Here is a 24,644-nt window from a genome sequence, read left to right as displayed (position 1 = left end):
CTTTTATTTCACAATACGAGCATCTTTTAACGGCCAATATAGTATATTTGCTTTTCCAATCACTTGGTCCATTGAAATTGTACCAATCGAACGGCTATCTTTACTAAAACGACGATTATCGCCTAAAACAAATAATTGACCTTCTGGAACAGTTTTCTTCCCTGTCATTTCTTCAAGAGTAAAATCATATGTAAGCGGTCCGTCAGCAATTTGTTTTTTTTGCTTGTCTAAATACGGCTCCTCATAAGCCTTTCCGTTAACATATAGTTTATCATTACGATACTCTATTTCATCGCCTGGCAGGCCGATAATGCGCTTAATATAATCTTTATCTTCCGTCGCTTGGAATACGATAATATCAAATCGTTTCGGATCTCCTATGTGATAACCGATTTTATTGACAATCATTCGATCGCGATCATGTAAAGTAGACGCCATCGATACTCCATCTACGAGAATTGGAGCAAAGAAAAACTGTCTAATAACACCCGCTAATACAACAGCAATCAAAATTGCTTTGATCCATTCCCAAAGTGAACTCTTTTCTTTCTTCATGCATTTCCCCTCCACAATTATGTAAGCTGCTCGTATTATATCAAAATTTTATATAGATTGGAAAAAGGGAGCTTGTGTATTTACAAGCTCCCATACATGTCTTATCGAATTTCTTTAATACGTGCTTTTTTACCGCGAAGGTTACGTAAGTAGTATAACTTAGCACGACGTACTTTACCACGACGAAGTACTTCAAGTTTCGCGATTCTTGGCGTGTGAACTGGGAATGTACGCTCAACACCTACACCGTAAGAAATCTTACGAACTGTGAATGTTTCACTGATTCCGCCACCACGACGTTTAATTACAACACCTTCGAAAAGCTGAATTCTTTCACGAGTTCCCTCAACTACTTTTACGTGTACACGTAAAGTGTCTCCAGGACGGAATGAAGGAAGGTCAGTTTTTAATTGGCCTTGAGTAATTTCTGCGATTAATTGTTGCATATTAAATTCTCTCCTTTAAACAGATGCTCTTATAAAGTCTTAATAAATTACAGCGGAACATCGTTAATACGGCCACTGATTTCAGTAGCACAAGTGTTATAATAGCATATTGCTAGGACTGTTGCAATAGAAAATATATCAAGCCCTTACTTGTCTTCTTTAATTTGTTCTAGCCATTTCGCTTCTTGCTTAGATAATTCTCGTTCTTCCAGTAAATCCGGTCTACGCGTGTACGTACGACGTAGAGATTCTTTGTGTCGCCATTCATCAATATTTTTATGATTTCCTGACATTAGTACATCCGGTACCTTCATACCACGAAAATCAGCTGGACGTGTATAATGAGGATGTTCTAATAAACCTGTACTAAACGAATCCTCGACTTGTGAAGCATGATTTCCTAGCACTCCCGGGAGGAGACGCACGACACTATCCGTAATAACCATAGAGGCTAACTCTCCGCCGGTTAATACGTAGTCACCGATAGAAATTTCATCCGTTACGAGATGCTCACGAATTCGTTCATCGTACCCTTCATAATGACCACACACAAAAATAACATGCTCTTCTTCAGCAAGTTCTTCTGCCTTCTTCTGCGTAAAACGCTCTCCTTGTGGACACATTAGGACAACTCTCGGTTTACGGTCTGTTTCCTTCGTTAACTCTTCCACTGCATCAAAGATAGGCTGGGGGGTTAATACCATCCCAGCGCCACCACCATACGGATAATCATCTACGCTATTATGCTTACTCGTTGTATAATCGCGGAAATTGACAACACGAAGCTCTACCGCTTCTTTTTCTTGTGCTTTCTTTAAAATTGAAGATCCAAACACACCCGTAAACATATCTGGAAACAATGTTAAAATGTCAATTTTCATTATAATAGCCCTTCCATTACATGAATGGTTACTAATTTATTCTCAATGTTAACTTGAAGTACAACATCATCAATATAAGGAATTAATAGATCTTGACCTTTTGGACGTTTAATTACCCAAACATCATTTGCACCAGGAGATAAAATTTCTTTTATTGTTCCTAACGCTTCTCCTTCTTCCGTTACAACACTGCAACCAATAATTTCATGGTAGTAGTATTCGCCTTCAGCTAGTTCACCTAACTGCTCTTCTGGTACTTTTATTAAAGAACCTTTAAACTTCTCTGCTTCATCTACATTGTTGTATCCTTCAAATGTTAATAAATCAAATGTCTTATGTTGACGATGAGAAGTTACTTTCACTGGAAGATAGTCTGTACTTTTCTCATTACTTATGTATAACGTGTTTCCTACTTTATATCGCTCTTCTGGAAAATCAGTACGAGAAATAACACGAATTTCTCCTCTTACGCCATGAGTATTTACAATTTTCCCTACGTTAAACCATTTTGTCATAAATAGTATGTCACCCCTGGTTTCTATATAAATTAAGCATCTCCATTTCACATATGGAACATGCAACTTCTCTTTAAATGTTAAAAAAGGGAGAGGAAATAACTCCTCGCCCTTTTTACGTTTATTGAATTTCCAGTGTTACTTTTTCATCATTATGATGTCCCACTGAATACAAGAGCATTCGAATTGCTTTCGCAACTTTCCCTTGCTTTCCAATGACTTTTCCAACATCCTCAGGATGTACAGTTAATCGATACTTTATCTCTCCGTTGTAAAGTTCCTGTGTAACTTTTACATCTTCAGGATGATCGACAAGAGGCTTGACAATCGTCTCGACTAACTTCTTCATAGTCATTGCCTCAATTACTTACCTTGTTTAGATAAGTGGAATTTCTCCATGATACCTTGGTTAGAGAATAAGTTACGAACTGTATCAGATGGTTTAGCACCATTTCCTAACCATTTTAATGCTGCTTCTTCGTTGATCTTAACTTCAGCTGGTTGAGCAACCGGATTGTAAGTACCGATTTCCTCAATGAAACGTCCGTCACGAGGAGAACGAGAATCTGCAACAACTACACGATAGAAAGGAGTTTTTTTAGCTCCCATACGTTTTAAACGAATTTTAACTGCCATTTATAAAGCACCTCCGAATTTATTTCACACAGATAATTATATTAGCAAAAAGACTATTGCTTTGTAAAGTATTTTTTCTTAACAGAGCCATCTTTTTTCCTTACATGAATGGAAACTTCAATCCACCTAGTCCTTTTTTCTTACCTTTTTGCATTCCCGTCATCGTTTTCATCATCTTTTTCATATCATCAAATTGCTTGATTAAACGATTGATTTCTTGTACCGTTGTACCGCTACCTTTGGCAATGCGCTTTTTGCGACTAGCATTGATTATTTCCGGTTGTTCTCGCTCTAATTTAGTCATAGAACGAATAATTGCCTCAATATGCCCAATTTGTTTTTCATCAACTTGCGCATTTTTCAGCCCTTTAATTTTATTTGCACCAGGAAGCATTCCTAACAATTCATCAAGCGGTCCAAGTTGACGCACTTGTCCAAGTTGTTCTAGGAAATCGTCAAGCGTAAACGAAAGCGTACGCATTTTTTGCTCAAGTTCTTTTGCTTTCTCTTCATCAACTGTAGCTTGCGCTTTTTCAATTAATGTTAAGACGTCTCCCATCCCTAAAATACGGGATGCCATACGCTCTGGATGGAACGCTTCAATCGCATCTAGTTTTTCACCCATACCAGCAAATTTAATCGGTGTATTTGTTACCGCCTTAATAGATAATGCCGCACCACCGCGCGTATCACCATCTAATTTCGTTAATACAACACCTGTTAAACCTAACTGTTCATGGAAACTTTGTGCAACATTTACCGCGTCTTGTCCCGTCATCGCATCGACAACAAGGAAAATTTCATCCGGTTTCGCAACTTCTTTCACTTTCGCTAATTCATCCATTAGTTCTTCATCAATATGCAGGCGACCTGCTGTATCAATTAAAACATAATCGTGATGATCTTCTTTTGCTTTTGCAATCGCTTGTTTCGCAATTTCAACAGGACTTACTTGATCTCCTAAAGAGAATACAGGCATGTCCAATTGCTTCCCTAATGTTTCAAGCTGTTTAATCGCTGCTGGACGGTAAATATCCGCTGCAACAAGCATTGGTTTACGATTATGCTTTTTACGAAGCAAATTCGCAAGCTTACCTGTCGTCGTTGTTTTACCCGCACCTTGCAGACCAACCATCATTATAACAGTCGGTGGCCTATTAGCAACAGCAATTTTACTTTGCTCTCCGCCCATAAGTTCTGTAAGTTCTTCCTGTACGACTTTAATTACTTGTTGTCCAGGTGTCAAACTTGTCATTACATCTTGTCCGACAGCACGTTCAGACACACGCTTTACAAAATCTTTTACTACTTTAAAGTTAACGTCCGCTTCTAAAAGAGCTAGACGAACTTCTCTCATCATTTCTTTCACATCGGCTTCAGAAACTTTTCCTTTGCCGCGGATTTTTTGCATTGTCTGTTGAAGTCGGTCGGCTAATCCTTCAAATGCCATATTGCCGCCCTCCTAATCTAATTTTTCGATAGCTTCAACAACTTGTTTCATTTCTTCATTCACATGCTCTTCTTCGCTGATTAGCTGTTTTAGCTTTGCAACAAGTCGCTGTCGCTCTTGAAACTTTTGAAGTAATACTAATTTATCTTCATATTCTTCAAGCATCGCTTCAGTCCGTTTAATGTTATCATACACGGCTTGGCGACTTACATCAAATTCTTCCGCAATTTCACCAAGAGATAAATCATCTAGATAATAAAGCGACATATAACTTCTTTGTTTTTGCGTTAACAACGATTGATAAAAATCAAATAAATAGTTCATTCTCGTTGTTTTCTCGAGCATGTTGGATCATCCTTTGTTAAGTGATTTCCCTTTACATGAATTAGTTTACATGGAGTACAAAAGAGTGTCAAGTTTTTTTCTTAACATCACATATTTTTATAGAAAAAGAAGCGGAAAATGCCGCTTCTTTCACTTACACTTCTTCTGTTTCTACTAAGTTCGCAAATAAACCATACACATATTGTTCTGGATCAAACTGCTGCAAGTCATCCATTTGCTCTCCTAATCCAACGAATTTCACCGGTACATCCATTTCGTTACGAATCGCTAATACAATACCACCTTTAGCAGTTCCATCTAACTTCGTTAAAACAATACCAGTAACGTTCGTTGCTTCACGGAATGTCTTCGCTTGACTTAAACCGTTTTGTCCTGTTGTTGCATCAATAACAAGTAATACTTCGTGAGGAGCCCCCGGTACTTCACGCTCAATTACACGCTTCACTTTCTCTAACTCTTTCATTAAGTTTACTTTATTTTGTAAGCGTCCTGCTGTGTCACATAGTAATACGTCTACTTTACGTGCTTTCGCGGCTTGTACAGCGTCATACATAACCGCCGCTGGATCAGATCCTGACCCTTGTTTAATCACTTCTACACCAACGCGATCGCCCCATACTTCTAATTGTTCAATCGCTCCTGCGCGGAATGTATCTCCTGCCGCCAATAGGACAGACTTACCTTCTGATTTGAATTTATGTGCTAGTTTACCAATCGTCGTCGTTTTCCCTACGCCGTTAACACCGACAAATAAAACAACTGTTAGTTGATCCTCTTGCATATTAATTTCGTTACTAAACTCACTGTCACCTTTGTAAATTCCTACTAACTTTTCTGAAATAACAGCTTGTACTTCTTTTGGATCTTGGATGTTACGACGTTGCACTTCTTCTTTCAATTGATCAATTAATTCCATTACCGTCGAAACTCCGACATCTGCACCAATTAAAATTTCTTCTAATTCCTCAAAGAAATCTTCATCTACTTTACGATAACGATAAACTAAATCATTTACTTTATCTGCAAACGAATTTCTCGTTTTTTCTAATCCATGTTTAAATTTCTCTGTTACCGTATCTGTTTGTTTTGAAATTCTTTCTTTTAATTTTTTAAAAAAACTCATACTGTCCCATCCTTCCTAATTACTTGCAACTAGTTCTTCTCCATCATCTAAACGAACCGAAACAAGTTTAGATACCCCTGACTCTTGCATTGTTACACCGTACAATACGTCAGACTCTTCCATTGTACCTTTTCTATGTGTAATGACAATAAACTGTGTCTCATCACTAAATCTCTTTAAATACTGCGCAAAACGGGCAACATTCGCCTCATCAAGAGCCGCCTCTACCTCATCTAATACACAGAATGGGACTGGGCGCACTTTTAAAATACCGAATAACAGCGCAATTGCTGTTAAAGCACGCTCCCCACCAGAAAGTAAACCTAAGTTTTGCAGTTTCTTCCCTGGCGGTTGCGCTACAATATCAATACCAGTATTTAATAAGTCCTCTGGATTCGTCATGACTAAATCCGCTCTACCGCCACCAAATAATTCAGAGAATACCGATTGAAACTCCATTCGAATTCCTTCAAACGTAGTAGAAAAACGTTTTTTCATTTCTTCATCCATTTCGGTAATAAGTTGGTGCAATGTCGCTTTCGCTTCTTCTAGGTCATCTTTTTGCTCTAGTAAGAATGTATGACGCTCTGCTACACGCTCATACTCTTCAATTGCCCCTAAGTTCACTGTGCCTAGCTCTTCGATGGATAATTTAATTAGTTTCACCTTTTTACGTGCATCCTCTGCAGGCATCATCATTGTATACTTCAGTTTTGCTGCTTCAAATGAAATCGTATATGTTTCACGTAAATGTTGTAATCTATTTTCTAACTCTACATCAAGTCGGTTTATTTTTACTTCTTGATTTTTCAGCATCTCAAGAATGTATTTATGTTTACCTGTTGTTTCTTTCAGATTACGTTCTAAATGTTCTACTCTCTCTTGTAACGATACGCGTTGTTCACGACGAGAGCGAATTAACTCTGAAGTTTGATTACGATCATATGCTTTCTTCTCAATCATATTCGTAATCTGTTCTTCACCACTTGAATTAGATGTCATTTCTTGTTTTAAGAATGCTAAATCCTCTTTCGTTTTGACAAGCGTTGCATCCGTTTCTTCTTTTTCCTTCGTCAATCGTTCAACTTTTTCTTTTTGATTAGATAAGCGTTGTTGCTTTTCAGCCGCCAACACTTTTAACTCAGTCATTTCTTTTTGCACTTTTTCTTTCGAAGAATACTGCTCACTTTTTTGTTTTGTTAAAGCGACAATTTTGCTATCTAATTCCGTAATCTCCGCTTGAAGCGTTGCTAAAATCTTTTCTAGCTCTTCTTTACGCCCTTGTATCTTCACTTGATCTTGTAAAAAACCTTCAATCTCTAAATCGTAAATAGATAAACGATCATTAATACGATGTTCTTCTAATTCTAAGCGACTAATTTCTTCTCTTAATTTCTGTTCATCTACACGCTCTGCTTCTACACCTTGCCTTAGTTCGCGTATTTTCACTTCTTTTTCTTGAATCTCTTGCTTTACTGCTTTAACAAAGTTTTCTAACTTCGTTGTTTTTTCTTCCATATCAGTTAACTTGCTCGTCCACTCTTCTAGCTCACGTTGACGTCCTAATAAAGAAGATTTCGCCTGTTTTACCGCTCCACCAGTCATAGAACCGCCAGGGTTCACTACATCACCTTCGATTGTTACAATGCGATAACGGTATTGCAGTTGTTTCGCCAACTCATTCGCCCCGCGTAAATCTTTCGCAACAATAACAGTACCTAATAAATTTGAAACTACATTTTCATATTTATTGTTATATTGCACAAGTTCTGCCGCCACACCTACAAACGATGGGTGTTGATTTACAATACGTAATTGTTCAAATGATAACGATCTACTTTTAATAACAGCTTGCGGTAAAAACGTTGCTCGTCCATGTTTATTTTGTTTTAAAAACGTAATTGCATTACGAGCATGTTCTTCTTTTTGTACGACAATATGCTGCATCGCTGCACCTAGAGCAATTTCCATTGCAATTTCATATTCTTTCGGTACCGTTAGCAGTTCTGCAACAGCACCCTCGATACCTTGCAACCTATCTTCTCTAGCTTTTAACACTTCACGTACCCCTTGATAGAAACCAGAGTAATCCTCTTGCATCTCTTCTAGCATTTCTTTTCGAGAACGTGCCTGTTGTACAAATTGATACGCTTGATACAGTTTTGTTTCATTTTCACTATACTGCGTCTTGCATTTCCCAAGTGCCGCTTCTGTCTTTTGTATATTCGAAAGGATACCAGCTACTTTTTCTTTCACTTGTTCATAACTTTCCACAAGTTTCGTCTTTTTCGCTGTAATTTCCATGCGTATTTCTACATATTTCGCATTTTCTTCATCGAGGCGTTCATTTTTTGAGTTTTGTTGTTTAGATTGTTCTTCAATCATAGATAACTCATTACGATGACTAGCTTGTTGATTTAAAAGTTCAATATAGTCACCTTTTAAATTCTCAATTTGTTCCTCTAAATTGTCAGCAAAAGTTGCAAGCAGTAGCTCATTATCATGCAATTTTGTCTCCAACTCTTTTACTTGATTTACAAATTGCATCAACACTTCTGTACTGGATTCAATTTCACCATCATAACTTGTAGCTTTCTCTGTTAATTCAACAATTAACTGTTCGAGTTGTGCACAATGCGTCGTTGCATTTTGTTTTCTCTCTTTTAATAACTCACGCTGTCCTTCTAACTTTTCTAGCTCTTTACTAGAAAGAAGCAGCACTTCTTGTAAGGAATCTACAGACTCATCTACTGCTTGTAATTGTCCTCGTAATTCCTCAAGCTCTTCTTCACCTTTTTGTAAATGCGTTGACATTTTAGCTTCTTCGTTTTTATTATGCCCAAACTGATTTCGAAGCGCTTCCCATTTCTCATGTAATTCTTCAATTTCATGTACAATAAGCGCCGCTTCTACTTTCTCTAATTCTTCTTTTTTCTCGAGATAATCTTTCGCAATAGAAGCTTGTCTTTCTAAAGGTTCTACTTGACTACTTAATTCGTGAATGATATCTTGTACACGATTTAAGTTTTCTTGTGTGTCTGCTAATTTCACTTCAGCTTTCTTTTTACGAAGTTTGTATTTCAGCACTCCCGCAGCTTCTTCAAATACACCACGACGTTCTTCTGATTTACTACTTAAAATCTCTTCAACTTTCCCCTGGCTAATAATCGAAAAAGCTTCTCTTCCCATACCAGAGTCCATAAATAAATCGATAATATCTTTCAATCTACATGATTGTTTATTAATATAAAAATCACTATCACCAGAACGAGATACACGACGCGTTACACACACCTCATTATATTCAATCGGTAAACGTTGATCTTCATTATTTAAAGTTATTGTTACTTCAGCAACATTAACTGCTCTTCTCGTATCACTGCCTGCAAAAATAATATCCTCCATCTTTGCACCACGTAATGATTTTGCAGATTGTTCACCAAGTACCCAGCGAATCGCATCAGTAATATTACTTTTCCCACTTCCATTAGGTCCTACTACGGAAGTTACACCTGGGACAAAATCAACAGATACACGCTCAGCAAAAGACTTAAACCCTGCTATTTCTAATCTTTTTAAAAACACGAAAGGCCTTCCTCCTATTCTCCGTTGTTATAACTGTTGTCTATACAAACACAAGCTATTATACGGATTTCCCTTCCCTTTATTCACAAACAAAAAGAAAGTTTCATTCTATGCATAAGGAATCCCCCTCATTCAAAGGGGGATTCCTTATAGTTGTTCTTTTAATTTTTTCAATGCTTCTGCAGCAGCTTGTTGCTCTGCTTCTTTTTTCGACTTGCCACTACCAAGACCTAAAGCCACGTTATTTAACGTAACACGTGACACAAATTCTCGATTGTGGGCCGGTCCTTTTTCCTGCAAAATTTGATACTCAATATTGCCACTACCATCACGCTGAATCAACTCTTGTAATTGACTCTTATAATCCATCACATGAGAAAAAGCACCTTCATTAATTTTAGGGTATACAATTTCTTTTAAGAAGCCCCATACTGTTTCTAACCCTTGATCAAGATAAAGGGCACCAATAAACGCTTCAAAGACATCCGCTAATAAAGCTGGTCGTTCACGTCCACCTGTCATTTCCTCACCTTTTCCTAATAAAACAAGGCTACCAAATGACAACTCGTTTGCAAAACGAACAAGAGATGGTTCACATACAATAGCTGCACGTAGTTTCGTTAACTCTCCTTCGCTCATTGTCGGATATTTTTGAAACAGATACTGTGACACAGTAAGTTCCAATACTGCATCTCCAAGGAATTCGAGACGCTCATTATCTTCATGCGGTTTTTTTCGATGCTCATTCACATACGATGAATGCGTAAATGCTTGAATCAATAATTTTTCATCTGAAAACGTAATACCTATCTCTTCTTGAAATACTTTAAACGCTTCACGATATTTTGTTTCGTATTTTTTTTCTCTATGTTTTCGGTACGGCATAGGTCCCTCCAGATATAAGCCGAGAAGCCCCGCTAAAAAACGGGACTTCACTTAAGCATTATAGATGACTCTCTATGTAAGTCACAGCATCGCCAACAGTAGCAATCTTTTCAGCATCTTCATCAGAAATTTCCATTTCGAATTCATCTTCCAATTGCATTACAAGTTCTACTACATCTAGGGAGTCTGCGCCTAAATCTTCTTTAAAGCTCGCAGCTGGTACTACTTCAGTTTCTTCTACACCTAAACGATCAACGATGATTTTTGTTACACGCTCTAAAACATCTGCCATTCCATTCACCTCCCCTCAAATATTATATTAAATATTGGCCAAAAAAACTAGTTGAAATCAATTCTTTTATTACATTACCATTCCGCCATCAACATTTAACGTTTGCCCTGTAATATATTTGCTTTGATCAGAAGCAAAAAACGTTACAGTATTTGCGATATCTTGCGCTTCACCAAACTGAGCTGCAGGAATTAACTTTAACATTTCGGCTTTTATATTTTCATCTAATATATCCGTCATATCAGTCGCAATAAAACCTGGAGCAATTGCATTTACAGTAATATTACGGCTCGCTAATTCTTTTGCTGATGTTTTTGTTAATCCAATTACACCCGCTTTAGCAGCAACATAGTTTGCTTGTCCTGGATTACCTGTCACTCCAACAACAGAAGCGATATTAATAATACGTCCATGACGCTGGCGCATCATGTATCGAGATACTGCCTTCGTACATAAGAATACACCTTTTAGGTTTGTATTAATAACTGTATCCCATTCTTCTTCTTTCATACGCATTAATAAATTATCTTTTGTTACACCTGCATTATTTACAAGAATATCAACTTGTCCAAATGTATCTACAGTTTGTTTCACCATATTTGTAACGTCTTCAGCATTTGCAACATCTGCTCTTACTGCAATTGCATCCGAACCTAATTTCTTTATCTCATCAACTACTTCATTCGCCTTTTGCTCATTACCAGCATAATTTACTACAACATTTGCCCCTTGTTTCGCTAAATCAATCGCAATCGCACGACCAATTCCACGTGAAGCGCCAGTTACTAATGCTACTTTCCCTTTTAACATCAGTTTTCTCCTCTCAAATTTGAAATGGTATCTTTTAATGTCTCTTCATCGTATATCGCATATGCTTTCACTGATGAATCAATTGACTTCATAAGTCCAGCAAGTACTTTCCCAGGTCCAATCTCAATAAATGTATCTACCCCTTGATTCACCATGTTTTCAATGGACGGGTACCATAAGACAGGCGAATAGAGCTGTTCAATTAGCTTTTCTTGAATAAGTGCACCATTTGTAATAACGTCTGCTGTTACATTTGCGATAACAGGAATATTCGTATCTTGAATTGTAATTTCTTTTAAGACACTTTGGAACTTCTCCGCTGCTGGCTTCATAAGCGAAGAGTGGAACGGTCCACTTACCTTAAGCGGAATTGCTCTCTTTGCACCATTTTCTTTCGCTCTTTGAGAAGCAATCTCAACTCCTTGCTTTGTTCCAGAAATCACAATTTGCTTCGTACTATTCATATTAGCGATTTGCACTGCATATCCTTCACTTGTTACTTCTTCTGTAACTTGTTTCAGCATATGTGGATCAGCACCTAAAATAGCCGCCATTGCACCTTCTCCACCAGGAACAGCTTCTTCCATATATTCCCCACGTTTTCTTACAGCATATACAGCGTCTTCAAAAGTTATTGCACCCGCCGCTACAAGAGCGCTATATTCACCTAAACTATGCCCTGCAACAAAGTCTGGTGTAATATCATACTCTTTCAAAGCTGTCAAAATAGCAAAACTCGTTGTTAATAAGGCCGGCTGCGCATTTGTCGTTAACGTAAGCTTTTCCTGCGGCCCTTCAAAAATCACTTCTGAAAGTGAATCTTGCAACACCTCATCTGCTTTCGCAAACACATTTGCAACCTCTTTATTATTCTCCGCTAACTGTTTACCCATTCCAACTGCCTGTGAACCTTGGCCCGGAAAAAGAAATGCTAGTTTTCCCATTTCAAATCCTCCTCTTATTGGAGTGGCTCTTTCTCCATTACGCTTGAAATAGTAGGAATAACTTCTTTCGCTACCATTTCTCTCGTTTGACGAATCGCACTAAATATTGATTGGTCATTGGAAGAACCGTGAGCCTTAATGACTGGAGCTTTCAATCCAAATAATGCCGCTCCTCCATACTCCGAATAATCCATTTTATCTTTTAATACCATAAGTTTTGGCTTTAATACCGCTGCTGCTAATTTGCTCGTAAACGAACTCATTAACTGCTCTTTTAACATAGAAAATAACGCAAGTGCTGTTCCTTCTAATGATTTTAGCGCTACATTCCCTGTAAAACCATCACATACAACAACATCTGCTACACCTTGCAATAAATCTCTTGATTCAACGTTCCCAACGAAATTAATTGGGGCATCCTTAAGCATTGCAAAGACTTGTTTTGAAAGCTCGTTCCCTTTGCCATCCTCTGTTCCAACGTTCAAAAGTCCAACGCGAGGATTTTTAATTCCTCTTACTTTCTCAGCGTATACAGATCCCATTACTGCATATTGATATAAATGAATTGGTTTTGCATCAACGTTCGCTCCAACATCTAACATAACAAAACCTTCTCCATCAACCGTTGGCATTGTAGGGGATAAAGCTGGTCGCTCAATCCCTTCCATACGACCTACAACGAACAATCCAGCCGCCATTAAAGCTCCTGTACTACCAGCTGATATACAAGCATCCGCTACGCCGTCTTTCACTTGCTGCGCTGCTAGTACCATTGAGGCTTGTTTTTTTCGACGAACCGCTCTTACTGGTTCATCTGTCGATTCGATTTTTTCATCTGTATGAAGTATAGTAATTCGTTCTTCACTCGTTAAATATTGACGAATTTCCTCTTCTTTCCCTACTAACGTAATATGTAAATCAGAATATTCCTTAATAGCTTTCATTGCTCCTAATACGACAGCCTTTGGAGCATGATCGCCGCCCATTGCATCTATTGCGATTTTCATAAGTTGTTACCTTCCTCACTATAATTACTAGATCGATACATTTCAAAAGTGCCTGTAAAAACAAGTTCTTCTCCAACAAAGCTACGCACTTTGACAACGGTCCGTCCTTTATCATTCTCTACATCTTCAACGCGCGCTTTTGCAACAACACGCTCTCCTAATTTTACAGGACGAATGTATCGAATGGTAGACTTTGCAGTTAAAGCTAATTCTTCATCAATAACCGCAACAGCTAGTGAGTTTGCTTGTGCAAACAAATGATGCCCACGGGCAATCTGATTTCTTTTAAATACGTGTTCTACCTTCACTTCAAAGATAGAAATCGCATGTCTATCTAATTCTATATCGATAATTTCTCCGACAACCTCTTCTAACGGTAAAGATTTCACATCTTCTTCATGTTGCTTTGTAGCTACATGTTTAATTCTTTCTCTTAATTCAGGAATAGATAATTCCATACGGTCAAGACGTACGGTTTGTATACTCACTTGAAATTTTTCTGCTAAATCTTCATCCGTAATAAAAGGATTCGTTTCTATTGTTTGTTGTAATAATTCTTGTCTTTCTTTTTTACTTCTTCTTTTTTTCATACCGCACCATCCATTTTTATGACTAGGTACTAACAGTAGTATATAATCATTAAAAGTAGAATGCAACAAAAACTTTCGTTGCCTCCCTTTAATCGAGCTTCTCTCCTTGGAACACACCTGTCCCGTCAAGATAAGTACGCAGCGAAGCATACTGATCATTATGCCAAAACGCTTCTGATTCTACTAGTAACGCCGCATCTTGTCTAGCTGTTTCTAACGCTCGATAATCATGTACCATATCAGCAACCTTGAATTCTGGTAAACCACTTTGCTTACTTCCAAAGAAATCTCCAGGACCTCTTAACTCTAAATCTTTTTCTGACAATACAAATCCATCATTCGTTTCGGTCATAATACGCATTCGCTCTTTTCCCGTTTCCGATTTTGGATCCGCGATTAATAAACAATATGATTGTTCACTACCACGCCCAACGCGTCCCCTGAGCTGATGGAGCTGCGATAAACCGAAACGCTCTGCATCATAAATAACCATTACAGTCGCATTCGGTACGTTCACACCTACTTCAACAACTGTTGTCGACACAAGAATTTGCACTTTATTTTCACTAAATTGTCCCATTATCTCTTCTTTTTCTTGAGATGAGAGTCTGCCATGCATTAATCCGACTTGACATTTCCCTTGATAATGATGAGTCAGCATACTATGTAAGTCAATCGCATTTTGTACATCAAGTTTCTCAGATTCTTCAATAAGGGGACAAATAACATATGCTTGTCTTCCTTTTTTTATCTCCTTCTCCACAAAACCGAGAACTCGATCTAACATATCATGTTTTGCCCAGTATGTTTCAATTACCTTTCTACCAGCTGGCATCTCATCGATTATAGAAACATCCATCTCTCCAAATGCAGTAATTGCTAACGTACGCGGAATTGGCGTCGCCGTCATAAATAAAACATCCGGACTTTCACCTTTCTCCCTTAAAACTCGTCGCTGCGCTACACCAAATCGATGTTGTTCATCAGTAATAACGAGACCTAACCTATGAAAGATAACTTCATCTTGAATTAAAGCATGTGTTCCAACAAGGATATCTATTTCTCCTTGTTCTAATTTTGCCAAAATCTCTCGACGCCTTACACCTTTAACAGAACTGGTTAACAATTCAACATTCATACCAAAGTGCGAGAACGTCTCTGCAAGCGATTGATAATGTTGCTCTGCTAAAATTTCTGTAGGAACCATTAAAGCACCTTGATAATGTGCTAACTTCGCTGCATAAAGGCCAATCGCTGCAACGACTGTTTTCCCAGAACCTACATCACCTTGCAACAGACGATTCATCCGATAAGGAGATGTCATATCTTTCATAATTTCATCTACTACCCGACGCTGCGCACCAGTTAATGGAAACGGAAGTGCATCAATAAACTCTTGCAATTCTGCTGAAGGAATTTCTTTTTTCGTCCCTTTCGAATTTTCCCTCTCCATTTTCCGTAATGTTTGCATTTTTAGCTGAAATAAGAAAAACTCCTCATATACAAAACGGCGACGTGCTTGTTTTAAATCTTCCTGTCCTGCTGGAAAATGCAACGACCGAAGCGCTTCATAACGCGGCAATAATTTATATCGGCTTAGCAATCCATCAGGTAACACTTCAACTATAGATTCTCCATACTCCTTGAACGCTTGGGCAATAAAACGGCGCATCTGTTTTACTGTAAGTTTCCCTTTCACTGAGTATACAGGCTCTACTTCTTGTTGACGTACAACTGGTCCAAAATGAAGCTCTGATACCGCAATTGTTTGACGGTGCTGATCCCATTTACCAGTAATCGTTACTGTTTCATTTAAATTTAACTTCTGCTTATAGTACGGCCTATTAAAGCATACAGCTGTAATTAAATAACGACCGACGAGGACACGAACCGTAAGACGCGACTTCTTCTTCCCATAATATTGCAGTAAAGGAGCACTATGAACCTTTCCCTCAACTGTTACACGTTCATCATGCTTTACTTCAGCAAGATCTTTCATCGCATAATCTTCATAACGGTACGGAAAATGTTCTAATAGATGAGAAACTGTATAAATCCCCATCTCGTTTAGTAATTCAGATGTTTCTCCTCCGATTCCCTTTACATCCGTAACAGGAACTTGTACAACTTCATTCAAGATTCTCACGCTCCGTCACATTATTTTCTTTGATTCATTCATACTATTGACATCTGTAATCGCTCTCTTTCACCCTATATATTCTATCATAGGCATTCTTAGAGAAACTACTCAAATCCCTCATAAACAATACGAAAGAAAAGAGCCTCACTATTAGCAGCAAGGCTCTTTTTTATCTTCAATATGCTAGCCTTTTGAATAAAAACTAGTAATAAACTTCATATTACTACTTCTTATCCATTAGCAAGTAAGTAATCCATTTATTTTCAAAACGAATTTTCTCTTATTCTACAGAGAAGATGAACGAATACACCGGTTGGTTTCCAGCATGTACTTCTACTTCTGCATCTTCAAAATTCTCTTCTACAAATGCAACTAACTCAGCTACTTCTTCGTCAGTTGCATCTTCACCTTGAAGAATCGTTACAATTTCAGAATCTTCATCAATAAGTGCTTCTAGTAATTGCTTTGCAGCTCCTACTTTTGCAGCGTTTGTTGATACAATTTTTCCATCTGCAATACACATGAAATCATCTTTTTGAATCGCTACACCATCAATTTCCGTATCACGTACAGCATACGTAATTTGACCGGTTTTCACATGAGATAAAGCTTCTTTCATGTTTTCTTCGTTCTCTTCTAACGTTCCAACTGGATTAAATGCTAACATTGCAGCCATACCTTGAGGAACTGTTTTTGAACGAATTACAATCACTTCTTGATCCACAACTGACGCTGCTTGTTCTGCTGCCATCACGATATTTCCGTTGTTCGGTAAAATAATGATTTTTTCAGCATTCGCTTCTTCAATCGCCTTCACAATATCCTCCGTACTTGGATTCATCGTTTGGCCACCTTCGATAACTTTCGTCGCGCCAATGCTCTCAAATAAAGTTTTGATACCAGATCCCATAGCAACAGTTACGATACCGTACGGTTGTTTCTCTTTAGACTGGCTAGTTGGCTCAGGCATCATAGTAGGCTCATCTAATAAAGCAGTATGCTGTTCACGCATATTTTCTACTTTAATCTTAATTAAACTACCATAGCGTTGTCCATAATTCATAGGATCTCCAGGATGTTCCGCATGAATATGAACCTTAACAACCTCATCATCTGATACAACAAGTAGTGAATCTCCGTACACACTAATATCTTCACGGAATTTTTGTTCAGAGAAATTATGTTCTTTCATTTTTTCAGGCTCTAATTTCACCATGAATTCCGTACAATATCCATACTTAATATCTTCTGTACTCAATTGGCTTTGTACACTACGGTGATGTTCTGCGCGTACCATGTCATTCATAGATGGTTGGGCAGACACATTAGAAGAAATCGTTTCTCCTTTTAAGTCAGCTAAAAATCCTTCGTATACAACAACAAGACCTTTACCACCGCTATCTACAACGCCAACTTGTTTTAATACAGGTAATAAATCCGGCGTACGATTTAACGATGCATTCGCTTCTTTCACAACGTCTTCCATAAACAAAACAAAGTCGCGCTGTTTTTTCGCAACTGTCACTGCATATTTACCCGTTTCTCTTGCAACCGTTAAAATCGTTCCTTCAATCGGTTTCATAACCGCTTTGTAAGCCGCTTCTACCCCAGCATCTAAAGCTGCAGCAAAATCAACTGTTGTTAATTCTTCTTTTTGTTCAATGGATTTAGAGAAACCGCGGAACAACTGAGATAAAATAACTCCAGAGTTACCACGTGCTCCCATTAATAATCCTTTGGCTAAACTTACGCCGACTTTACCAGCATGCTGTGAAGGATTTGCTTTCACTTCACGTGCGCCTGAAGTCATTGATAAGTTCATGTTTGTACCGGTATCGCCATCTGGAACCGGAAATACGTTTAATGCATCAACAAGCTGAACATTATTTGTTAAATTATTCGCTCCTTGCATGATCATTTGTGATAAACGTTTCCCATCAATTTTTTGAATTGACACAGATTTTCCTCCTTAATGCACATTACAAGTTTATTACTTTAACTCCTTGTACGTAGATGTTTACAGAATCTACTGCTAGTCCTACAGTTTGATCTAATGTATATTTCACTTTCGTCTGCACGTTATGTGCTACTTCTGAAATTTTCGTACCATAGCTCACAATAATATACATATCAATATGTACTTCATCTTCATCTTTACGAACAATAACACCTCTAGTGAAGTTTTCTTTTCGTAAAATGTCTGTTAAACCATCTTTTAACTGATTTTTTGATGCCATACCTACGATACCGTAGCAATCTACTGCGGCACCTCCAGCAATTGTTGCAATTACATCTGTACTAATATCAATTTGACCATACTTCGTTTTAATTTCAATTGACATCTCGTTTCCCCCTTCATAAATGGTGAAAGTGAGCTAGACTACTTTAGTTACTATCATATAATCTTTTTAAAGAAAATTCCATCGTTCTTTCTTTTCACTCTCATATTTTATGTTTTAAATCACATTTTTTATGATGAGCAAAATAGTCCATTGTTATTATACAACATGTACCACTATAATATGTCAAGCAATTTTTCTTGATTTCAACTTTTCATCATCAACATATGGTGTCAAGTAATTTTTCTTGATTTCTTTTTTCTACGGTGTTGCATTCTCTTTTTAGTTGTGTTAAATTATAGTAGTGTTTTTAGCATCGCAAAAAAGACTAACATTGAAAAATTACGTATGGTAAGGTATCAAGGGAGGGAAATATAAATGGCTCGTGTTTGTGCTATCACTGGAAGAAAAGCTCGTTCTGGTAACTCTCGTTCTCACGCAATGAACGCTACAAAACGTAAATGGGGCGCTAACCTTCAAAAAGTTCGCGTACGCATCGACGGAAAAGTTCAACGTGTTTACGTTTCTGCTAGAGCATTAAAATCTGGCAAAATCGAACGTGTTTAATAATAAAAAAAAGAGCCGATAGGCTCTTTTTTTACTATGACAATGGAAAAAGCACCGGTAATAGGTGCTTTTTTTAATCTTTTTTGAAGGTATTTAACATGGCACGAACAATTCCACCAAGAAATTTAGGTAACTTAATTGTATAAAATCTCATGGTTTCCCTCCTAATCCCCATTACTCCACTTGTTCACTATATGATGTAAGGAGCAAAATTGTTTCTTTAATCAGTGCTTCTTATCACCATTAATATGCCAGAAGTAAATGAAAAAGTACCTTTTTCCTCAACGAGTTCATTACTAATACAAAGTGTTGATCCCCATTCTATTGTTTTATTAGTTAGAGGATACTTAAAACCAAGTAATGTAATCCCTTCTACTATTTCAGTAACCGGCACAAAAGATACATAAGGGAAATTTTTATTTTCTTCAATTATATGTGTACCCACTTTTTTCACGCTTATTTCATTTTTATTATCTACAATACACATTTCTATCCCTACTTCTAACCCTCTTAAAAGCATCTGTATATTTGCTAAACCGTGATCCAGCCTTCCACCGGTGGCACCAAAAATACGAATCAATGTCGGATTTTCTTCTAACGCCCAGTTAATCGCAATTTCTAAATCTGTTTGATCTTTTTCACGAGGAACAATATGTAAGTCATTTGTTTGCTGGCCCATCCATACTAATTCCTCTTCAGTAACTGAATCGTAATCTCCAAATGCAACAGCTGGAGTAATCCCTCCTTTTAATAGACGATATACTCCTCTATCAACTGCCGCCCACACTACTTTCTCATTTTCATATCGAGAAAAATCTGCACAATATTCCGCAGGTCCACCCGCTAAAATATGAATAATCATGTTTCCTTCCCCTTCTATTGTAAAAAGGCAATCTGCCATTCGGTAGATTGCCTTTTTACATATTTTTTCTCTATCCTTTATAAATAGTGAAAACTTACTACACTAGCAGTTTCACTAGGATAAAGACTCGTTCATTCATTATCCACGAATGACACGAATTGCTTCACCACGGTCTTTTTGATTGTATACTGCTGATCCAGCTACAAGTACATTTGCTCCTGCTTCAACACAAAGTCGTGCTGTTTCAGTGTTTACACCACCATCAACTTCAATTTCTACTTCTAGATTGCGCTCTTTAACCATTTCTGCCACTTGTTTAATTTTCGGTAATACAGAATGGATGAATTTCTGTCCACCAAATCCAGGGTTTACTGTCATAAGTAATACCATATCGATATCTTCTAATACATGCTCAATCGTCGAAACTGGCGTATGCGGATTTAATACAACTCCCGCTTTAATGCCATGAGACTTAATTAGCTGAATTGTACGATGCAAATGAGGGCACGCCTCTACATGAACAGTAATAATATCCGCTCCCGCTTTTGCGAAAGTCGGGATATAGTTATCAGGATTTTCAATCATTAAATGTACATCTAATGGTAAAGATGTAATTGGACGGATAGCTTCTACAATTAATGGTCCAATCGTAATATTTGGTACGAAATGTCCATCCATTACATCGACGTGAATGTAATCCGCTCCACCTTTTTCTACATCTTTAATTTCTTCCCCTAATTTTGAAAAATCTGCTGATAAGATCGATGGTGCAATTTTAATCATAACTAATACCTCGGCTTTCTCTCTCTAATTTCTTCTACGAATTGTTTGTAATTTTTATAACGATATTCTGTAATCTTCCCTTCTTCAACTGCTGTCTTCACAGCACATTTCGGTTCAGAAAGATGTGTACACCCTCTAAATTTACAGTATTGGCTCGCTTCTTTCAACTCTGGAAAACAATATGTAAGATCTTCTACCTCTATATCTATGAAATCAAGTGAACTAAAACCAGGTGTATCTGCAACTAGTCCGCTTCCAACCGCAATTAATTCCACGTGTCTTGTCGTATGTTTCCCGCGTCCTAAATGCGAGGAAATATCATTCGTTTTCAGTTCTAACTCTGGACGTAAAACGTTAAGCATAGAAGATTTTCCAACACCAGATTGCCCTGCAACGACAGAAATACAACCTTCTAAGAATGGTTTTAAAATATCAATACTTTCCGATGTATTTATAGAAGTAAATAATACATCATATCCCATCTCACGATAGTCATTTGCATAAGATTCAACAGTCTCTCTCATTTTTTCATCCACTAAATCCATCTTACTAATGCAAATAATCGGCTTAATGTTATGATATTCAATCAGCACTAAAAATCGATCTAATAGTCCCGGATTAAAATCTGGTTCTACTGCAGAGAAAACGAGAATTGCTTGATCAACATTAGCAATAGGAGGCCTAACAAGTTCATTTTTCCGATCAAATACTTCAAGCACATATCCTTCAGTTGGATTATCTGCTTGAAAGACAACTTGGTCTCCTACCAGTGGCGTAATTTTATTTTTTCTGAACACACCACGCCCACGGCATTGTGTAATCCCTTCTTCATGCTGCACATAATAAAATCCACTTAGAGCTTTTACAATTTTTCCTTCTGGCATATAATTCTCCTTTATTTTGTATAAAGTGAAGCTGTCATTAATATTAAATGGTTTAAAATTCTTTAAATACTTATTTCAAAACCCGTCATATATACAAGTTAATATATTTAATCTACCATCAAATTTAAAATATTATTTATAACAGTATCACTTTTATAGCTTTTTGAATCATATATTTTTGCCTGTTATACAGTCCACTATATGTAGACAGCATAACAGGCAAGAGTAATACATTCCATCCCCTCTAGAAAGAAAATGGAAGTCATTATTATTGAGTTGGGTATGGTACTTCTTTGTCGATAATCGTTACACCATCTCGTACAATTTTATAGTGTCCTTTTGTACCTTCTTGAATTACAAATTCTAAAGAAATAGTTGCCGACTCTGAAATTGTTCTAGTTTCAATTGGTCTATCCATTTTTTGTTGCATATCTTCTTTATAAATTTCTATTGTTTGCGGTTTTTTCTCACCAATTATAGAAGACTCATACGGAATAGAAATATTATCCACTTTCACTGTTTTCGTTACTTTCGGCTTAGGCCCCTCTGAGATGATAATCGTCACTTTATCTCCTTCTTTTAACGGCGTTCCTGGTTTTGGAGATTGCGAAATTACAAGTCCTTTATCAACAGTATCGGAATACTCTCGTTTTATATCTGGAGTTAGTTTTCTCTCATTCAAATAACCGTTTACGCTATTTTCAGTCCATCCTGAAAAATCACCTGGTCTAATTTGATAAGGACCTTTACTTACCCAAATTTTCAGTTCTTGTTCCGCCTCTACTACCATTTGATCAGGCGTCGGAATTTGCTCTACGATTTCACCTTTTGGCCTATCATTTTCAATATAATTTATTGTAACTTGCTTATATTTTTCTTCTAATTCATTCCTTATACTCTCAAAATCTTTTCCTGTGAGATCACTCATCTTACTTTTCTTTTTTCCACCTGATTGATAGATAGTAATTTTAGAGTTTTCTTTCACGACTCTACCAGCCACAGGGTCTGTTTTTATCACATCACCGGTTTCAACATCATCTGTATATACAATATTAGGTTCCGTAACCTCAAAACCCTTTTCAACTAATTTATTTACTGCTGTCGTATACTTCATACCAGCCACATCAGGGACTTTTACATCTTTTGGAATAAAGAATCCCGGAATAACAGTAAGCGCTAACGTTATTCCAATTGCTAAAAGTAAAAATGTCGTAATTAAAACTTTGATCCATTTATTACTTCGTTTTTTCTTCTTATTTAATTCCGTTTCTTCTTTTCTTTTCTGTTCATCCACTTTACTTCCTTTTAAAACAATTGTTTCATCAGTTACATTTTCGAATAATTGTTCTTGTTGAATAATCGGAATCGCTTTTGTCGCTTCCATATCTTCCGGTATGTAAAATGGCTGCTCATTTATCCTCTCTGGATATAGCGCAGTTTCAATATCTCGTTTCATCGCATTGGCAGATTGATATCGGTGAAACGGATCTTTCGCAGTTGCCTTTAATATAATATTTTCGACACTTTGCGGAATATTTTCATTCCATCTCTTTGGAGACGGAATTTCACTTTGTAAATGTTTTAAAGCTATAGCAACAGCAGATTCGCCAGAAAACGGCTGTCTTCCTGTTAACAACTCAAACATAACGATTCCTAGGGAATAAATATCTGATTGTTTATTTGCTATCCCGCCGCGTGCTTGTTCTGGTGATAAGTAATGCACCGAACCGAGTACCGAATTTGTATGTGTAATTGTTGTTGCACTTGTAGCTGTCGCAATTCCAAAATCTGTTACTTTTATTACTCCATCAGCTCGAATTAAAATATTGTGCGGTTTAATATCACGGTGCACAATTTCAAAATGATGGGCGTGTGCCATGGCGGATGTTAACTGCTCCATAATATCAAGAGCTTCTCCTATAGGTAACATCCCTCGCTCAATTATGTATTGCTTCAATGTTTGTCCTGGTACATACTCCATTACAAGATAATATATACCATCTTCTTCTCCGACATCATACATATTCACAATATTTGGATGCGACAACGTTGTAACAGACTGCGCTTCTCGATGGAAACGTTTAATAAACTCTTCATTATTTGAATAGTCGAGTCTTAATATTTTTACCGCTACATCTCGGCCAAGTATATCATCATGAGCTAAATACACATTGGCCATTCCACCACCACCAATCATTTTCAGCAGCTTATAACGGTCATTTAAGCGTTTTCCAATCAGCACGTTGCACTTCACCTACTTTCGTTTGTCGAACCCGCATAATCAATAAGAACAAGGGTGATATTATCTTCCCCGCCACGATCATTCGCCAATTGAATGAGACGTTGTCCCTTAGTTTCAAGCTGTTCATTTAACTGTAAAATTTGTTGCATATCAGCAATAGAAACTTTGTTAGATAACCCATCCGAGCAAAGAAGTAACTGATCATCTTCCTCAAGCACCAATGTTTTAACATCTAATCCGACTTTTTCTTCTGTTCCTAATGCCCTTAACAAAACATTCTTTTTCGGGTGATATTCTGCGTCTTCTTTTGAAATTTCACCATGTCTTACAAGTTCATTTACAAGTGAGTGATCTTCCGTTACAAGCGAGATTTCTCCCTCTGATACCATATAACAACGACTATCTCCTATATGACCTATTGTCACAAAGTTTGGCGTACAAATCGCTATTATAAGTGTTGTTCCCATACCATTACATTCTACATGTTGCTTAGAGTACTCATATATACGCTCATTAATAATCCCAACACTCGTATGTAACCACTCTTCTACTTTTTTTGGTTCATTCATATTATGCGTTTGCTTCCAATAATCATGGAATAATTGAATGGTCATCGAGCTAGCTACATCACCAGCTCGATGACCTCCCATTCCATCTGCTACTACCGCTAAAATATTTCCATCTAAATTGTGAAAAACTCCCGCACTATCTTCATTATGTTGACGAACTTTTCCTTTATCTGATAGAAACACGGCTTTCATCT

At 37.3% G+C, this 24,644-nt stretch carries 26 protein-coding genes; 1 reads left to right on the top strand and 25 read right to left on the bottom strand.

Translation table 11 applies throughout. From position 1 onward, the window contains the following. Positions 1-3 precede the first annotated feature (3 nt). From lepB to QEP67_RS08115, 19 genes are all read right to left on the bottom strand, one after another. The gene (gene lepB, locus QEP67_RS08205) at positions 4-555 is read right to left on the bottom strand and encodes a signal peptidase I (RefSeq protein WP_000711855.1); all 552 of its coding nucleotides are present in this window, start codon (positions 553-555) and stop codon (positions 4-6) included. A gap of 101 nt (positions 556-656) precedes the next feature. Then, complete coding sequence (rplS, locus tag QEP67_RS08200) at positions 657-1,001, bottom strand: 50S ribosomal protein L19 (RefSeq protein WP_001186518.1); 345 nt, start codon at positions 999-1,001, stop codon at positions 657-659. A 146-nt stretch (positions 1,002-1,147) separates the two neighbouring features. Continuing rightward, the gene (gene trmD, locus QEP67_RS08195; protein ID WP_000686894.1) at positions 1,148-1,882 is read right to left on the bottom strand and encodes a tRNA (guanosine(37)-N1)-methyltransferase TrmD; all 735 of its coding nucleotides are present in this window, start codon (positions 1,880-1,882) and stop codon (positions 1,148-1,150) included. After that, positions 1,882-2,397 carry a ribosome maturation factor RimM gene (gene rimM / locus QEP67_RS08190; RefSeq protein WP_000170282.1) on the bottom strand — a complete coding sequence of 172 codons (516 nt, stop codon included), beginning with the start codon at positions 2,395-2,397 and terminating at the stop codon, positions 1,882-1,884. The genes trmD and rimM overlap by 1 nt, the downstream gene beginning before the upstream one ends. A gap of 121 nt (positions 2,398-2,518) precedes the next feature. Further along, entirely contained in the window at positions 2,519-2,746 is a 228-nt protein-coding gene (locus tag QEP67_RS08185; RefSeq protein WP_000737397.1) for a KH domain-containing protein, read from the bottom strand. A 14-nt stretch (positions 2,747-2,760) separates the two neighbouring features. Continuing rightward, positions 2,761-3,033, bottom strand: coding sequence for a 30S ribosomal protein S16 (rpsP, locus tag QEP67_RS08180; protein WP_000268750.1), 273 nt, complete (start codon positions 3,031-3,033; stop codon positions 2,761-2,763). Between the two features lie 100 nt (positions 3,034-3,133). Next, positions 3,134-4,483, bottom strand: a complete 1,350-nt coding sequence (ffh, locus tag QEP67_RS08175; RefSeq protein WP_000863466.1) for a signal recognition particle protein — start codon at positions 4,481-4,483, stop codon at positions 3,134-3,136. A gap of 12 nt (positions 4,484-4,495) precedes the next feature. Beyond that, positions 4,496-4,828 (bottom strand): putative DNA-binding protein, encoded by a 333-nt coding sequence (locus tag QEP67_RS08170; protein ID WP_000891061.1) that lies wholly within the window; start codon positions 4,826-4,828, stop codon positions 4,496-4,498. A 133-nt stretch (positions 4,829-4,961) separates the two neighbouring features. Then, complete coding sequence (ftsY, locus tag QEP67_RS08165; protein ID WP_000007661.1) at positions 4,962-5,951, bottom strand: signal recognition particle-docking protein FtsY; 990 nt, start codon at positions 5,949-5,951, stop codon at positions 4,962-4,964. A 15-nt stretch (positions 5,952-5,966) separates the two neighbouring features. Further along, positions 5,967-9,536 carry a chromosome segregation protein SMC gene (gene smc / locus QEP67_RS08160; protein ID WP_064470306.1) on the bottom strand — a complete coding sequence of 1,190 codons (3,570 nt, stop codon included), beginning with the start codon at positions 9,534-9,536 and terminating at the stop codon, positions 5,967-5,969. A 147-nt stretch (positions 9,537-9,683) separates the two neighbouring features. Beyond that, positions 9,684-10,421, bottom strand: a complete 738-nt coding sequence (gene rncS / locus QEP67_RS08155) for a ribonuclease III (protein ID WP_001146867.1) — start codon at positions 10,419-10,421, stop codon at positions 9,684-9,686. Positions 10,422-10,479: 58 nt separating this feature from the next. Continuing rightward, on the bottom strand, positions 10,480-10,713 hold the full coding sequence (gene acpP, locus QEP67_RS08150) for an acyl carrier protein (protein ID WP_000786062.1): 234 nt from the start codon (positions 10,711-10,713) through the stop codon (positions 10,480-10,482). A 69-nt stretch (positions 10,714-10,782) separates the two neighbouring features. After that, positions 10,783-11,523, bottom strand: coding sequence for a 3-oxoacyl-[acyl-carrier-protein] reductase (fabG, locus tag QEP67_RS08145; protein WP_000911777.1), 741 nt, complete (start codon positions 11,521-11,523; stop codon positions 10,783-10,785). After that, positions 11,523-12,467, bottom strand: coding sequence for an ACP S-malonyltransferase (fabD, locus tag QEP67_RS08140; RefSeq protein ID WP_000516944.1), 945 nt, complete (start codon positions 12,465-12,467; stop codon positions 11,523-11,525). The genes fabG and fabD overlap by 1 nt, the downstream gene beginning before the upstream one ends. Positions 12,468-12,481: 14 nt before the next feature. Beyond that, on the bottom strand, positions 12,482-13,474 hold the full coding sequence (plsX, locus tag QEP67_RS08135; RefSeq protein ID WP_000684108.1) for a phosphate acyltransferase PlsX: 993 nt from the start codon (positions 13,472-13,474) through the stop codon (positions 12,482-12,484). Beyond that, positions 13,471-14,064, bottom strand: a complete 594-nt coding sequence (gene fapR / locus QEP67_RS08130) for a transcription factor FapR (protein ID WP_000747352.1) — start codon at positions 14,062-14,064, stop codon at positions 13,471-13,473. Before fapR ends, plsX begins: the two co-directional genes overlap by 4 nt. An 88-nt stretch (positions 14,065-14,152) precedes the next feature. Continuing rightward, entirely contained in the window at positions 14,153-16,201 is a 2,049-nt protein-coding gene (recG, locus tag QEP67_RS08125) for an ATP-dependent DNA helicase RecG (protein ID WP_001006891.1), read from the bottom strand. 283 nt (positions 16,202-16,484) lie between these two features. Beyond that, a complete protein-coding gene (locus tag QEP67_RS08120; protein ID WP_000027123.1) occupies positions 16,485-18,161 on the bottom strand; it encodes a DAK2 domain-containing protein in 1,677 nt (558 codons plus the stop codon). 22 nt (positions 18,162-18,183) lie between these two features. Continuing rightward, the gene (locus tag QEP67_RS08115; RefSeq protein ID WP_000021109.1) at positions 18,184-18,546 is read right to left on the bottom strand and encodes an Asp23/Gls24 family envelope stress response protein; all 363 of its coding nucleotides are present in this window, start codon (positions 18,544-18,546) and stop codon (positions 18,184-18,186) included. A 375-nt stretch (positions 18,547-18,921) separates the two neighbouring features. Between QEP67_RS08115 and rpmB the strand changes: the two genes are divergently transcribed. Continuing rightward, on the top strand, positions 18,922-19,110 hold the full coding sequence (gene rpmB, locus QEP67_RS08110) for a 50S ribosomal protein L28 (protein WP_000124776.1): 189 nt from the start codon (positions 18,922-18,924) through the stop codon (positions 19,108-19,110). A gap of 73 nt (positions 19,111-19,183) precedes the next feature. Here rpmB and spoVM read toward each other — a convergent pair whose 3' ends face one another. From spoVM to QEP67_RS08080, 6 genes are all read right to left on the bottom strand, one after another. Beyond that, positions 19,184-19,264 carry a stage V sporulation protein SpoVM gene (spoVM, locus tag QEP67_RS08105; RefSeq protein WP_001213599.1) on the bottom strand — a complete coding sequence of 27 codons (81 nt, stop codon included), beginning with the start codon at positions 19,262-19,264 and terminating at the stop codon, positions 19,184-19,186. A gap of 66 nt (positions 19,265-19,330) precedes the next feature. Beyond that, positions 19,331-20,011: a thiamine diphosphokinase gene (locus tag QEP67_RS08100; RefSeq protein ID WP_002096352.1), complete on the bottom strand. Its 681-nt coding sequence runs from the start codon at positions 20,009-20,011 to the stop codon at positions 19,331-19,333. Positions 20,012-20,110: 99 nt separating this feature from the next. Continuing rightward, the gene (gene rpe, locus QEP67_RS08095) at positions 20,111-20,755 is read right to left on the bottom strand and encodes a ribulose-phosphate 3-epimerase (RefSeq protein ID WP_000589963.1); all 645 of its coding nucleotides are present in this window, start codon (positions 20,753-20,755) and stop codon (positions 20,111-20,113) included. A 2-nt stretch (positions 20,756-20,757) separates the two neighbouring features. Continuing rightward, on the bottom strand, positions 20,758-21,639 hold the full coding sequence (gene rsgA, locus QEP67_RS08090) for a ribosome small subunit-dependent GTPase A (protein WP_001113945.1): 882 nt from the start codon (positions 21,637-21,639) through the stop codon (positions 20,758-20,760). 268 nt (positions 21,640-21,907) lie between these two features. Continuing rightward, the gene (prkC, locus tag QEP67_RS08085) at positions 21,908-23,881 is read right to left on the bottom strand and encodes a serine/threonine protein kinase PrkC (protein ID WP_064459844.1); all 1,974 of its coding nucleotides are present in this window, start codon (positions 23,879-23,881) and stop codon (positions 21,908-21,910) included. Positions 23,882-23,889: 8 nt separating this feature from the next. After that, entirely contained in the window at positions 23,890-24,642 is a 753-nt protein-coding gene (locus QEP67_RS08080; protein ID WP_000648694.1) for a Stp1/IreP family PP2C-type Ser/Thr phosphatase, read from the bottom strand. Positions 24,643-24,644: the final 2 nt, after the last annotated feature.

It is taken from the genome of Bacillus cereus group sp. MS39, assembly GCF_040448665.1.
GTDB classification, from domain to species: Bacteria; Bacillota; Bacilli; order Bacillales; family Bacillaceae_G; genus Bacillus_A; species Bacillus_A wiedmannii.
The sequence above is the reverse complement of the archived record's forward strand: the minus strand, read 5'-3'. Positions and strand labels throughout refer to the sequence as shown.